Below are 13,243 nucleotides of genomic sequence, written 5' to 3'. Positions count from 1 at the left end.
GGGTATTCGTAATCTGATCCGCCTATTTATTCCAGTTTGTGTCACCGGCCGCGATGGCATTTTTCGCGGTTTCGTCGTCCATGGTTTTCAGCAGATCATCTACCGTCTTAGAGCCCACATAATAATCCTGTACCATTGCTCCGAAATCACCGTAGCCATAATTATTCCCGGCTCCCTGCCACAGCGCGATGGACTTGCCGTCCTGCATCAGATCCACCAGATCCTGCAGCCCAGGTGTCAGCGTACAGGTCACATTTTTGTTCAGATATACACCGGCTGCGCCATCGGCATAGATCTGCTGCGCTTTCGAGGAACTGATAAAATCAATCGCCTTCTTAGCAGCCTCCACGTCCTTGCAGCTGGAGGTGACGCCCAGCGCTCCTGGGAGTGACAGGCAGGTATAATTCTGGCTGTCCTCATAGAGGGGCAGGGCAAAACCGCCGATACGATCCACGGCGTCGGGATATTTGTTGGCGATCTCATCCAGCACATTGGAAGGATTGATATACATAGCCGCATCCCCATTGGCCAGTGCCGTCTGCGCCATATCATAAGTATCGGACAGGTAGGTTTCCTGCACATAGCCCTTATCCAGCATTTCTTTTGATTTTACGATGGCATCTTTAAACTGCGGGCAATCCGCGTAGTGCCGTTTGTTGGTATTCATTTCATTCCAGAATTCGGTATAGCTTAATCCGCTGTCAAACACTTCTTTATTAAATCCGAAGTGATTGAAGCATTGCAGTGTCCACGCATCTTTTCCCGAATAATACAGGGGAATCTTTCCGGCTGCTTTGATCTTTTCACAGGCATCCAGAAATCCCTGCCAGTCCTTCGGCACCTCGGTTACACCGGACGCCTCAAACACATCCTTATTATAAAACACACCCAGCAGGCTCGTTGTTCCGATGGGCATTCCGTACAGTTTCCCATTATAGCGGTATCCGCCCTCTTCCATGGTCGCAGCGTCATACTCCGACTCGCTGGGCAGGGATTCCATATCCACCATTTTATCCAGTGCATTGACCTGTGTGTCGATCCATTTGGCACCGTAGCTCTGTATGATATCCGGGAGGTCACCGGTGGCAAACCGTGCTTTCACCACTTCTTCCCCCTGGGAACCCCCGGCGATCTTCTGAATATCCAGTTTAAAACCCAGTTCATCCGCATTTTCATTGATATATTTGTCCAGGGCCGCCCAGCCGTCGGTATACCACTCAGTAAAGGTCAGCATCGTCAGTGTCTTTACTTCTTTGCCGGCGCTTTCCTCCTCCTTATCCTGCGCCGGGGCTGCTGCCGGTGTACCGGCTGCGGCTTCCTCCTTTGCCGTCTGAGGCGCCTCTTTCCCGCTGCCTGCGCAGGCCGCCAGGGAACAAGTCATCACCGCTGCAATAAACAGACTCATCACTCGTTTTAACTTCATTCTCAAATCCTCCTTATAAATTGAACGTTATAATTGCTTCGTTGCACTTATTATAGATTCCCGGGCGGTTAACCGAATTGTCATTTTTTAAACTGGACTGTCTGTTTTTATAAAGTATCAGCCCCTACATTGCACGCCTGACTTTTCCTATGTATAATGAGTGAAAGGGGACATGTCCATTTCGGTCTGGGACATGTCCAAACTGGAATGGACATGTCCCAAACCGGAATGGACATGTCCCCCTTCACTCTATTATAGTATAAAAGTGCGCTTTACGACAGCACATGAGGGCGGAGTAAATGAAAGCGAAATCCGATATCAAACAACAGGTTCTATCATTCTTTCACAGTCTCACATGGAAGCTGCTCTGCGTCACGGTCTGCCTGTTTTTCCTTTTCGCCGGAATCGTGACCCGGGTATGGACGCAGCGGATGACCAGCCAGGCCTCCGAGACCGCTTCCCGGGATCTTTATTCCATCATGCAGGTGTCCAACAATAATTTTGGCACCGCCTTAAAGGATATCAACAGCATTACCGCCCTGATCTCCAGCAATATGGGATTCGGCCTGAACTCCCGGATCTTTAATTATCTGACGAATGAAAATGAAGATGATCAGCTGCTGCTGCAATACCGGCGTGACGCAGAGGACTATATCTTCAGCCTTTGCAATTTTAAATCTTACTTAAACGGACTGGCCGTCAGCGACCTGAGCGGGAACACCCTGTCCTATGGGATCTTCATGAACGGAAGGGACCTGACGGCGCAGCCCTGGTTTCAGGAGCTTGTTCAATCCGACCAGGATCTGCTCTTTGTACCGCCGCATTATTATGATCCCGCAGGCGGTTATCCCGGGGATCTGGTATTTTCCATAGCGAGAAAGATACGGCATCAGGGTCAGGTGATCGGAGTCGTGGTCGCCGACATCAAGTGTTCCCTTCTGGAGGACATGTTTCACGTGCAGAATGTGAACGGCTATTCTATGCTGATTCTGGACCCGGATACGGAAAGTGTGATTTTCCCGCAGGAGGAAGAACAGCGGGTACTGACCGATCAGGAGCTGAAACTTCTGACCGCGTCCCCTCATCGGGAGGACGGTTATTTTACCACGGAGCTGGGCGGCAGGGACTGTCTGGTCATCGAGCAGAACGCATCCATCACCGACTGGACCGTGATCGGCTTTGTACCATATGAAAATATCCTGGAGGACTTTATGACCACCCGCGCCGTGGTCTTTCGTATCGCGCTGGTGTGTGCGGTGATCTTCATACTCACCGTCACCCTGTTCATCTCCATTATCACCCGGAAGCTGACCCGTCTGTCCACTGCCGTCAGCAAGATCGATTCCGGTCAGCTGGAACTTAACATCTCGATACAGACCAAAGATGAGGTGGGCCAGCTATACCGCCAGATCACCTACATGATCCGAAGAATACGGGAATTGATCGAAGATATCCGCAGCCGGGAAAATGAAAAACGGAATCTGGAGATCAAAGCCCTACAGGCTCAGATCAATCCTCACTTTCTGTACAACACCCTGAACACCATTAAGTTTCTGGCCGCCGTCCAGGGGGCGCAAAATATCCAGAGCGTGACGCAGGCTCTCTCCGATATGCTCCATGTGAATCTAAGCCCCCAAAAGTATGTCACTGTGGCAGAGGAGACCGATTACCTGAAGCACTATCTGGAAATCCAGGAATACCGGTTCAACGGAAAATTTACCAGTTACTTTTCCGTGGACACCGCCCTGAACAGTTACCTGATACCCAAATTACTGCTTCAGCCCCTGGTGGAAAATGCCCTGCTGCACGGAATCGCCCCCGCCACCCGGCCGGGGTATCTGCAGATCCGCATATTCCAGGATAAAGACCAGCTATATATAAGGATCAAAGATAACGGAAAAGGAATGACCCAGGAGGAGCTAAATACCCTGTCTCATGCGGTGGACAGCGACGCCTCCCATATCGGGATCGCCAATATCCGAAGCCGGCTGGAGCTGATGTTCGGCAGCCGCCAGTCCTTTACCATCATCAGCAAGCCTGATTTGTATACCATCGCGGAGCTGTCGTTCCCCTTATTCACAGCAGAAAGTGCAGGTGATTTTCGATGAATGTGATGATCGTAGATGATGAAGTCCTGATGCGCACCACGTTGAAATATATGTTAAATGAAGAAATCCCGGCTTTCACCGGAGAACGGAAATTCGTGCTGTGCGCGGAGGCTTCTAACGGAAAGGAGGCGCTTGATAAACTGCCAACGGTCCGTCCGGATATCCTTCTGACCGATATGAAGATGCCGGAAATGGACGGGCTCCTGCTGTGTGAACAGGCAAACCGGCTGATGCCCCAGGTTCCGTTTATCGCGCTCAGCAATTATGATGATTACGAATATGTCCGGGGCGCCCTGAAAGGCGGCGCGGTGGATTATCTGCTAAAACACGCCCTGACTCCGCAGGGGCTTTTGGCGGCCCTGGAAAAAGCGGCAGCCGGCCTTATGGACCGTCCGGCTCATTCCCGGCTGACGGATAATAATCTGGCGGCCCTGCGCCAGGATTTTCTGATCCATCTGCTGACTGGTTTTTATTCTGATCCGGCGGAAATCCGGGCACATTTCCTTGTGCTGGCCCTCCCCTTAGAGCCCATCCGCATGCTGCCTTTGTTAATGTGTATCGACGATTATCAGGCCAGGGACCTGGCCAACAATAACCTGATCACCTTTTCTATCGTGAATATCGTTACCGAAATACTCACCGATCAGAAAAACGGCGCCATGTGCCATATTTCCAATGAAAAATACGCGATGGTCTTAAGCTTTGGTTATACGCGCAGTGAGAGTGCCATCCACGATACCATTCAGAATACCATCGGGCGCATTACCTTCTGCATGAAAAAATTCCTGAATCTGTCCGTAAGCTTCAGCCTCGGCACCTTGAGTATCCAGCCTGCGGATCTGCCTGCTTCCTATCGTCAGGCGGAGGAAAATCTTTGCCAGAAATTCTATTGCGAACCCGGATCTATTTTCACCCGGGGAAATGGGACCAGCGCCTCCTCTGATTTCGATTTCCTGAGCATCAGCCGGGAAAACGCGCTGAAAGAAGCCGTTCTCCAACGGGATTCCCACAAAGCCCATCAGCTCTTGGATGAGATCTTCTCTGATATCCGCCGGCAAAAGCCGCCTCTGCCGGTCACGCAGATGGCCTTTACGGATCTTCTTGGGCTGCTGAATCAGATCTGCAAGAAACAGGCCATTAATTTTAAGGATATCTATGACGATGATACGCTGTCCGGCCAATATTTGTATGACTTCCCATCCCTGTCCACGGTTCAGGAATGGATCGCCTCCCTTTTCGACCGGCTGATTGACCGATTGCAGAAAAGGGAGGTGCCGGAGTTATCCGTCTATATGCGCCAGGCACTGAACTATATCCACGAACACTTTGCGGAACCGCTGTCCCAGTCCGGGGCAGCCTCCCAGATCCATATCAGCAGCGTCTATCTGAGCAAGCTGTTCCGGCAGGAGCTTAACGTAAGCTTCCCGGATTATCTGATGCAGGTGCGCTTAAACCACGCCGCCCGCCTTCTGCGCAGTGAACATCTCCCGATCCGGGAGGTGGCGGCCAAAAGCGGTTTTAACGATTATATTTACTTTCTGAAATGCTTCAAAAAGAAAATGGGCTGTACACCTACAGAGTATCTGAAACGCCTGTAGCTTTGTCGTTTATTTGGATCATGTAACAATTACCTGCCTGAATTCATACAATGTAAATAAAAAGGGAATAAACAAATATGCTATTCAATGACTGCCGTTGCGGTTCTAATAAACGGCGTGAGTCCTATTCGTATGCTCAATATAGTGTGCAGTCCAACCCGCCCTCAAACTCAGACCTTCCCATGCAGGTCCTGTTTCAGGAAGGTGATGAGATTTCCTTAGACAACACGGAAATACTGCTGGCATCGGGCTATTTATATCTGGTCGATTTCATCTTCCTGGCAACTCCGGAAGCAGACAGTTTTATGCAGATCACTCCCAAAATCAATAACTCACTCCGGCTGTTATATTCATTTTTCGCCCCTACCGGATCTGCATCCCGCAATGCCTCAGCATCCGGGAGTTTCACCATCCCAGTTACCGGGTCCAATGCTGCGCTCTCCTTTAACCTGACTTATCCTGCAGCTGTTCGAAATATAGATATCACGGGTGCCATATCCGTTACAGCGCTTCACAAAATAAGAAGGGACAGCTGCAGTTAAGCTATGGTTATAAATGAATTGAGTCTTCAAAGAGGTATGAGAATCACCGAACAGGAAATACTGATATTGTTTCCATTTACCGCCAGATATTTATTTTCTGTTATTCACTCTAACCTTTAGGAGATCATCATGGACCTTCCATTTTTGCAGCAGTTTCTGCTTATCAGCGATATAAGAACCATACTGTTTTTAGTTTTACTGGCCGCCGGTTTCTACCTGATCCATGTCCTTTACCATAAGAAACATCTGGATTTTTCGGTGGTCGTCCTGGTGGGAACGGGGCTGGGGCTGCTTCTGGGACTTGCGGTCCAGGCTGCATCCGGCTTTCCCGACCATCCGGCGGATATCCGGTTTATACGGGAAACTACCGCCTGGTATCAGCTGTTTGGTACCGGTTATATGAACCTGATCAAAGTAATCGTGGTGCCTCTGGTGATCATTTCTATCCTACAGGTCATCATTCAGCTGGAACAAGGTCATCAGATGGGGAACCTGATCCGCAAGACACTCTCCGTCACCATGAGTATGGCCGCAGTATCCGCGGTCACAGGTCTGGCTCTGGGTCTGCTGTTCGGACTCGGACGGGATTCTGTCCCTTCGGGGGCTGCGGCCGGAATCTCTGACGCCGTGTCAGCCTCTGAGATTACCGATGTTCCCACCACGCTGAAAAACCTGATTCCTGATAATATCGTATCCGCTATGGTAAATAATAATATCATCGGACTGGTGATCTTCTCCTCGATCCTGGGCCTGGCCCTGTGGTGGGTAAATAAGGAACATCCCGCTGAAGCAGCGCCGCTCTATAAGGGAGTCCGGGGACTGCACCGGACGATGATCAATATGGCTCTGCTGATCCTGGATTATATGCCTTTCGCCGTGCTGGCCCTGTTGGCGAATACCATCGCCCAGCGTGGATTGTCCGGGATCTTCGATGCCGGTAAATTTATCTTTGCTCTGTATCTGGGAACTGTCATCCAGTTTCTTATCCAGCTGGCAGCGCTGATGGTGCACGGCCTGAATCCTGTCCCATATCTGAAAAAGTCAGCGGCACCTCTTCTGCTGGCGTTTACTTCTCGCTCCAGTGTGGGGTGTCTGCCGCTGACTGTGGAGACATTGACGAAAGATCTGGGGGTGTCCGAGGCCACCGCTAACTTTGTGGCCGGATTCGGCACCACGGCCGGAATGCAGGGATGCGCGGGATTATTTCCCGCGCTCCTGATTGTCTATGTATGTCATATCACCGGTACTCCCATCGATCTTTCCCTGCTGGTCATGGCGGTGATCGTGGTCACGATCGGTTCCCTGGGCATCGCCGGGATACCGGGCACCGCGTCGATGGCGGCCAGTGTCAGCCTCTCCGGTGTGGGACTGGCTTCGGCATTTTCCACTATCAGCCCGATCCTGGCTATCGATCCCATTATCGATATGCCCCGTACTCTTCTGAATGTCTCCGGTTCGCTTACCAACGCACTGATGGTGGATAAACGGCTGGGGCTGCTGGATGAATCTGCCTATAAAAACCCGGGCCGCGCCGGGTTCTGATTACATTAGCGTTCCGCTTCCATCAGCGCTCTGTCTCCAGCAGCGCCTGATAGATGTCCCGCTTGGAAACGCCGCGGTCTTTTGCCACCTGCTTCATCGCTTCCTTTCGTGGCATTCCCTGGTTTTCGTAGCGTGCCATATGCTCCTCCAGCGGCATCTCCTCCCACTGGCGGCGGCTTTCCTCCGCCAGTTCCTGAGGGCTTCTCCCTTCCACCACGATCACACATTCCCCTTTTGGTTCCGTGCTTTCATAGAATGCTGCGGCGCCGGCCAAAGTGGTCCGAAATGCGGTCTCGTGTCTCTTCGTCAGCTCCCGCAGCACAGTCACATTCCGGTCCCCCAGCGCCTCCAGCAGTTCGTTCAGCGTGCGCACCAGGCGGTGGGGGGCTTCATACAGCACCACGGTCCTGGTTTCGTCCGCCAGCTCACCCAGAATGCGCTGTCTCTCTTTTTTATCCATCGGAAGAAATGCTTCGAACGCGAACCTTCTGGTCGGAAGCCCCGACAAGGTAAGCGCTGTAACGCAGGCCGCAGGCCCGGGCAGGGAGGTCACTTCGATATCCGCCTCATAGCACATCCGTACCAGCTCTTCCCCGGGATCAGAGATCCCCGGCGTACCCGCGTCCGTAATCAGGGCAATATGACTGCCGGCTTTCAATTTTTCTACCAAAAGCCGGCCTTTTTCGATCTTATTGTATTCATGATAGCTCGTCATGGGCGTCTGAATCTCAAAGTGGTTCAACAGTTTCCTGCTGTTTCTGGTGTCCTCGGCGGCGATCAGATCCACTTCTTTTAATGTCCGCAGCACCCGGAAAGTGATATCCTCCAGATTGCCGATCGGGGTTGCGCAGAGATATAATTTACCCTGTGTGTTCTGCTCCATCCTGGTTCCCCTTTTTGTACCATAGAATTTTATGATTTATTCGAATAACTAATATCCATAGATATCATAGATCTCATCGGTGTAAATCCCAGGCTCCTTATATACGATCAGAGGCTTTTCCACCCGGATTCTTGAATTTCCTCCCCGTAACGCTTCTAACAGGACCATATTCGGTTCTTTATCCACGAACGGATATACCAGACGCATCCGCTTGGGCTCCAGCCGGTATTTTACCAGCATGGTCATAATCTCCGCCAGACGGAAGGGCCGGTGTACCAGATAGAACCGCCCGCCGGTACACAGTAACCGGGCGCTGACCCGAATGATATCCTCCAGTGTACACAGCAGTTCATGTCTGGCTATGGCCTTGGGAGAATCCGGATTGACCAGTCCGTGCTGCCCGATCATGTAGGGCGGATTGGATGTAATTACATCAAAAGAAGCAGCCTCGAACATCTCACCTGCCTCTTTGATATCACCGGTAATAATCTTGATTTTCTCATCCAGCCCGTTTAAGGCGACGCTGCGCCTGGCCATATCCGCGCTTTCCTCCTGGATCTCCAGGCCGGTAAAGTGCTTCCCTTTTGTCTTGGCCTCCAGAAGTATGGGGATAATCCCGTTTCCCGTTCCCAGATCCAGCGCAGTCTCCCCCTCTTTTACCTTAGCATATCCCGACAGAAGTACCGCGTCCATACCAAAGCAAAAGCGGGATGGATTCTGGATGATCCGGTAACCGTTCCGGTGCAGCTCATCCAGACGTTCCTGCTCTTTTAATTCAATCTCCATCGAACTTAATTGTCATCCAGTTTGGACTTTCCTTCCTTTTTTTCCAAAGCTTCCAGGGCTTTTAGTTCTTTGTCGGCTATGTTTATCTTCTCTTTTTTCCGCTTGGGCTTCGTTTTCAGTTCATTTACTTTGTACTCGCGGATCTCTTTTTCATCGTTGACCTCCACGATCACCTTCACCTGCTGGCGCAGGACACTGACGCTTTGCACTTCGCCGCGCAGACCGTCATTGGTAGTGACATGGTCGCCGGGATTGGGCAGGCGGCTGTTCAGCTCCTCGTAGGTCTCTTCTTCATTTTTCAGACAACACATCAGCCTTCCGCAGACGCCCGATATCTTGGTGGGGTTCAGCGACAGATTCTGTTCTTTGGCCATCTTGATGGACACCGGCACGAACTCTGAGAGGTAGCTGTTGCAGCACAGCGCCCGTCCGCAGATACCGACGCCGCCCAGGATCTTGGTCTCATCCCGCACACCGATCTGGCGCAGTTCGATTCTGGTCTTGAACACGCCGGCCAGATCCTTGACCAGCTCCCGGAAGTCGATCCTTCCATCCGCCGTAAAGTAAAACAGCACTTTGTTGTTATCAAACGTATATTCCACGTCGATCAGTTTCATTTCCAGACCGTGCTTGCGGATTTTTTCCATGCAGATACCGAAGGCTTCTTTTTCCTTTTTGCGGTTGCGCTCCTCCGCCGCGTCATCCTTCGCCGACGCCAGCCGGATCACCGGTTTTAACGGCTGCACCACTTTTTCCTCTTCCACTTCCTTCGGCCCCAGAACCACGGTCCCGTATTCTACCCCCCGGGCCGTCTCTACGATCACGTGATCTCCCATTTTGATGGTCATCTTCAGCGGATCGAAGAAATATACCTTGCCCGCTTTGCGAAATCTCACGCCTATCACATTTCTCATGTCAGTTCTCCTTTATCGTCAGCAGCAATAATTCCATTGCCAGCTCAAAATTCACATTGGCTTTCAGACGGGCCTTCGTCTTGTCCAGCTGCTCCAGGATCGTCTCGATCCCTTCATAGGAGCTCTTATCCGCCTGCTGCCGTATATAGTTGATATGCTCCTTGAAGATCAGCGGATTCATATCTTTTGTCGCTTTGAACAGCAGCACATCTCGGTACCACACCATCAGTATATCCAGATAATCGTTGATATCCATCCGGTAGTCCGTAATCTGCTTCAATGCGCTGATAATCTCGTACAGCTCCATCTCGTGGATATGCTGCAGCAGATGCAGCGCCGAGTCCTTGATCTCATTAAAATTCTCCGACGTGGCCAGCTTCACCGCACGTCCCACATTCCCCTGGGCGAAGGCCAGGCTTAAATCCGCTTTGTAATCCGGCACCTGTAATTGTTCCATCAGATACTTCCGTATCTTTTCATCTGCCACCGGTTTTAAATTCAGCGTCACGCATCTGGACAGAATCGTGGGCAGAAGCCTGTCCGCGCTCTCCGTAAGCAGGATCAGAATCCCGTATGCCGGCGGCTCCTCGATAGTTTTCAATAAGGCGTTCTGGGCCTGTACGGTCATCTTCTCCGCCTCATCGATCATGTATATTTTATAAGGGCTGCTGTAGGGCTTCACCTGAATATCCCCGTTGACCTGGGTACGGATATCCTCCACACCGATGGAATTCGGTTTTTCGTGGGTAACCCATATGATATCCGGCTGGTTCTTTCCCGCGGCCTGGATGCAGGAATGGCATTCCATGCACGGATTCACTCCGCCCTTCTCGCATTGCAGTGTCTGGGCAAAGATCCCGGCCAGCAGTTTCTTCCCCGCTCCCTCTTCTGCGCAGAACAGATAGGCGTGGGACACTTTATTTAGTTCTATTGCACGCTGGAGATGATCGATGATCTGTTCATGTCCAACTACATCCTGAAATCCTGCCATAAGCTATTTTCCTTTTTTGAATGAATTGCTCCCGGTTATTCAAATTACGCGGTCCCGATCTGTGTCAGGCCGCGCCCAGTGCAATTAATTATATCATAATCTCTTTAGAAATAAAAGTTTTTATGTGGCTGATACACTCCGGAAGTTCCTGGTTGACAAATCGGTAGCCGATTCCCAGTTTCTCCAGCTTATCTTCGGAGAAATCTTCACTGTCCGCCAGGAAACGGCGGCACATTTCCGCGTATTTGGGTTCCTTTTGTCTGCGCTCCCGGTCCAGGGCCCGCTGCAGGCGCACACCGTCTTCCACTTCTATATATATGGGTATTACCCGGCCGGCTCCAAAGTAATCCCTCATTTTTTCGTAGGACACCAGTGTCCCGATCACCGCATAATTATTCGCAGCCAGCTGGATCTGTTCATCATTGACCGTAAAATATTTCCAGACCCCGTGAACCGTATTGTAAGCCCGCAGCTCTATGATCTTCCCGTCCGCCAGCAGGCGTCGAAGCTCATCCTCGCTGGAAAAATAATATTCTACACCGTCCGTCTCGCCTTCCCGGATGGGGCGGGTTGTGTACATGACGATCGTATTTAACTGCAGCTCTTTGTCGGATACCAGATCCTTGTAAATCGTATCCTTTCCGGATGAGCTCTTTCCCATCAGATAAAATATTTTTCCCATTGGTACCTCTTATTGTTGATTTGCAGCCGGAAGGCTTACCTTATGGAGCATTTTCTGCTGCGTCTCCTGAAGGGTATGCATTAAGACATACCGGTGGTGGTATTCCTTCTGCCTTTCTGATCTTTTCTACATGATACTCTATACGGCGGCTCTTTGTCAAAGTCTGCTGTACGGGTCATGTTGCTGAGCAGGACTGCCGTTCGGGTCGGCTGTGTGGGTTATGGCTTTTGGAAATCATCCTGCCAATTATTCCTGACTTCCTCACTAAAATTTTCAAACATATGATAATAATCTGCTTTGACTGCCTTCACAATATCCAGAGCAACGGACTTATTATAAGCATGAGCTACATTATTCCCACACGCCAGGGTCCCCAGCCATAGCTGTTCATCCTTAATCAGGCCCGCTTTATAAGCAGTTTTCAGAATCTGCCGGGGTGAGCCTGTGGTGCTTTCGTCAAACCCGTACCGTTCCAGTATCTCTTTCATCGCCTTCCACGCCTGTTCAAAACAAATCCCAAACAAAGCTACCAGCCCGGTCAGAACTACATTTTATATGGTTCCTCGTATAAAAAGACATCACTTAAATTCTGCAATGCCCTGCAAAAATTATCGTATTTTTTCATATAGCAGTCTCCCGTCTTTCTGAATCTCCACGGCCAGTTCTTCCTGGACACTCTGGTCCAAATTCACTACATCATATTCCAGAAGGGTATCCGTCTCTTCATCTACCGCCAGGGTAAATCCGATCACATCGCCGCCGGTAACCGCCAGATCAATGTCACTCACCCGCTTATAATCCCCTCTGGCTCTTGAGCCAAACAAAATGACCCTGCCAATATTATATTTTCGGGCCAAGTCTTTAATCTGGCTTAGAACTGTGGGACGAATACCTGTATCAGACATATCTTTCATACTGTTATTCATGTTATCCCTCCCTTTTATGTTTGGTAAATAGGCTGGGCTTTTTTGGGGCCTGTATTATAGTCTACCGCCGGTGGCTAATCGCATTTGTCATTGTATTTAAATTATAGACAACTCCGCTTTCTTCCACAACACAAAATAAAATTATTTCTATAATTCTCTATCATTCACGGGCAAAAGGGGCCAAAAGGGGCCGAAAGGGGACATGTCCAAATCGGTTTGGGACATGTCCAAACTGAAATGGACATGTCCCAAACCGATTTGGACATGTCCCCTTTTGGCTCCTTTTGGCCCCTTTTGGCCTCTTCCGGCCCTTTACCAGAACCAGTATCTCTTTTTAATCAAAAGATATGCCAGCAGCATAACAGCAGCGACTCCCCCCAATCCTGCAAATACCTCATGAGGAACCATACTTTCCGCCATATACTCCTGCGAAAACAGATAACTTCCCCCTTCATCAATAGTTATCTCCCCATTCTCCCGGTTCACCAGCCTCATAAGCTCATACCGTTCATTTTCTTCTATATAAAGATAACCGTTATAATCCGTCAGCTGTACCTCCTGATCATGATTCATAAGCAGATGGATCGGCCCCGGAAGTTCCCTGCCGTCATTTACCACCAGCAGATATCCATATTCATTCTCTAATATCTGATAATTCAAGTCCACCTCATGGTTGGGATTCAGGATCTCAGATCCGTCAATGCGTACCTGGTACTCCTTCCCTTGGATGATCAGAGTGTCACCGCTGTTATTGAGTGCTTTCAGCAGATGTTTATCCAGGTAATTCAGATCCTCCAGTTCTCGATATATAACATTCGCCAATGGATTCCCCCTCCCCTCTCTGATCA

13 protein-coding genes are annotated in these 13,243 nt (G+C 50.3%); 3 read left to right on the top strand and 10 right to left on the bottom strand.

Features of this window, described 5'->3' with window-relative positions:
- Positions 1-22: 22 nt before the first annotated feature.
- Positions 23-1,423, bottom strand: a complete 1,401-nt coding sequence (locus ABC831_RS07270; protein ID WP_343247558.1) for an ABC transporter substrate-binding protein — start codon at positions 1,421-1,423, stop codon at positions 23-25.
- A 299-nt stretch (positions 1,424-1,722) separates the two neighbouring features.
- Between ABC831_RS07270 and ABC831_RS07265 the strand changes: the two genes are divergently transcribed.
- Together ABC831_RS07265 and ABC831_RS07260 are read left to right on the top strand one after the other, a co-directional pair.
- Positions 1,723-3,531 carry a cache domain-containing sensor histidine kinase gene (locus tag ABC831_RS07265; RefSeq protein WP_343247557.1) on the top strand — a complete coding sequence of 603 codons (1,809 nt, stop codon included), beginning with the start codon at positions 1,723-1,725 and terminating at the stop codon, positions 3,529-3,531.
- Positions 3,528-5,129 carry a response regulator gene (locus ABC831_RS07260; protein WP_343247556.1) on the top strand — a complete coding sequence of 534 codons (1,602 nt, stop codon included), beginning with the start codon at positions 3,528-3,530 and terminating at the stop codon, positions 5,127-5,129. The genes ABC831_RS07265 and ABC831_RS07260 overlap by 4 nt, the downstream gene beginning before the upstream one ends.
- 250 nt (positions 5,130-5,379) lie before the next feature.
- On the opposite strand, the gene ABC831_RS07255 is transcribed toward ABC831_RS07260, so the two are convergent.
- A complete protein-coding gene (locus ABC831_RS07255; protein ID WP_343247555.1) occupies positions 5,380-5,559 on the bottom strand; it encodes a hypothetical protein in 180 nt (59 codons plus the stop codon).
- 241 nt (positions 5,560-5,800) lie between these two features.
- On the opposite strand from ABC831_RS07255, the gene ABC831_RS07250 reads away from it, so the two are divergent.
- The gene (locus ABC831_RS07250) at positions 5,801-7,213 is read left to right on the top strand and encodes a cation:dicarboxylate symporter family transporter (protein ID WP_343247554.1); all 1,413 of its coding nucleotides are present in this window, start codon (positions 5,801-5,803) and stop codon (positions 7,211-7,213) included.
- Between the two features lie 22 nt (positions 7,214-7,235).
- Here the strand turns inward: ABC831_RS07250 and rsmI are convergent, their stop codons facing one another.
- The 8 genes from rsmI to ABC831_RS07210 form a co-directional block, all read right to left on the bottom strand.
- The gene (rsmI, locus tag ABC831_RS07245; protein WP_343247553.1) at positions 7,236-8,096 is read right to left on the bottom strand and encodes a 16S rRNA (cytidine(1402)-2'-O)-methyltransferase; all 861 of its coding nucleotides are present in this window, start codon (positions 8,094-8,096) and stop codon (positions 7,236-7,238) included.
- 48 nt (positions 8,097-8,144) lie between these two features.
- Complete coding sequence (locus ABC831_RS07240) at positions 8,145-8,882, bottom strand: tRNA1(Val) (adenine(37)-N6)-methyltransferase (RefSeq protein ID WP_343247552.1); 738 nt, start codon at positions 8,880-8,882, stop codon at positions 8,145-8,147.
- A gap of 5 nt (positions 8,883-8,887) precedes the next feature.
- Entirely contained in the window at positions 8,888-9,796 is a 909-nt protein-coding gene (locus ABC831_RS07235) for a PSP1 domain-containing protein (RefSeq protein ID WP_343247551.1), read from the bottom strand.
- Position 9,797: 1 nt separating this feature from the next.
- Positions 9,798-10,787 carry a DNA polymerase III subunit delta' gene (gene holB, locus ABC831_RS07230; RefSeq protein ID WP_343247550.1) on the bottom strand — a complete coding sequence of 330 codons (990 nt, stop codon included), beginning with the start codon at positions 10,785-10,787 and terminating at the stop codon, positions 9,798-9,800.
- An 88-nt stretch (positions 10,788-10,875) separates the two neighbouring features.
- Positions 10,876-11,469, bottom strand: a complete 594-nt coding sequence (locus tag ABC831_RS07225; RefSeq protein ID WP_343247549.1) for a nucleoside/nucleotide kinase family protein — start codon at positions 11,467-11,469, stop codon at positions 10,876-10,878.
- Positions 11,470-11,687: 218 nt separating this feature from the next.
- Positions 11,688-11,957, bottom strand: coding sequence for an HI0074 family nucleotidyltransferase substrate-binding subunit (locus ABC831_RS07220; RefSeq protein ID WP_425524573.1), 270 nt, complete (start codon positions 11,955-11,957; stop codon positions 11,688-11,690).
- A 120-nt stretch (positions 11,958-12,077) separates the two neighbouring features.
- A complete protein-coding gene (locus ABC831_RS07215; RefSeq protein ID WP_343247548.1) occupies positions 12,078-12,395 on the bottom strand; it encodes a nucleotidyltransferase domain-containing protein in 318 nt (105 codons plus the stop codon).
- 312 nt (positions 12,396-12,707) lie between these two features.
- Positions 12,708-13,217 carry a hypothetical protein gene (locus ABC831_RS07210; RefSeq protein WP_343247547.1) on the bottom strand — a complete coding sequence of 170 codons (510 nt, stop codon included), beginning with the start codon at positions 13,215-13,217 and terminating at the stop codon, positions 12,708-12,710.
- Between the last annotated feature and the right edge of the window lie 26 nt (positions 13,218-13,243).

Origin of the sequence: Diplocloster hominis, assembly GCF_032380655.1 — a bacterium.
GTDB classification, from domain to species: Bacteria; Bacillota; Clostridia; order Lachnospirales; family Lachnospiraceae; genus Diplocloster; species Diplocloster hominis.
The sequence above is the reverse complement of the archived record's forward strand: the minus strand, read 5'-3'. Positions and strand labels throughout refer to the sequence as shown.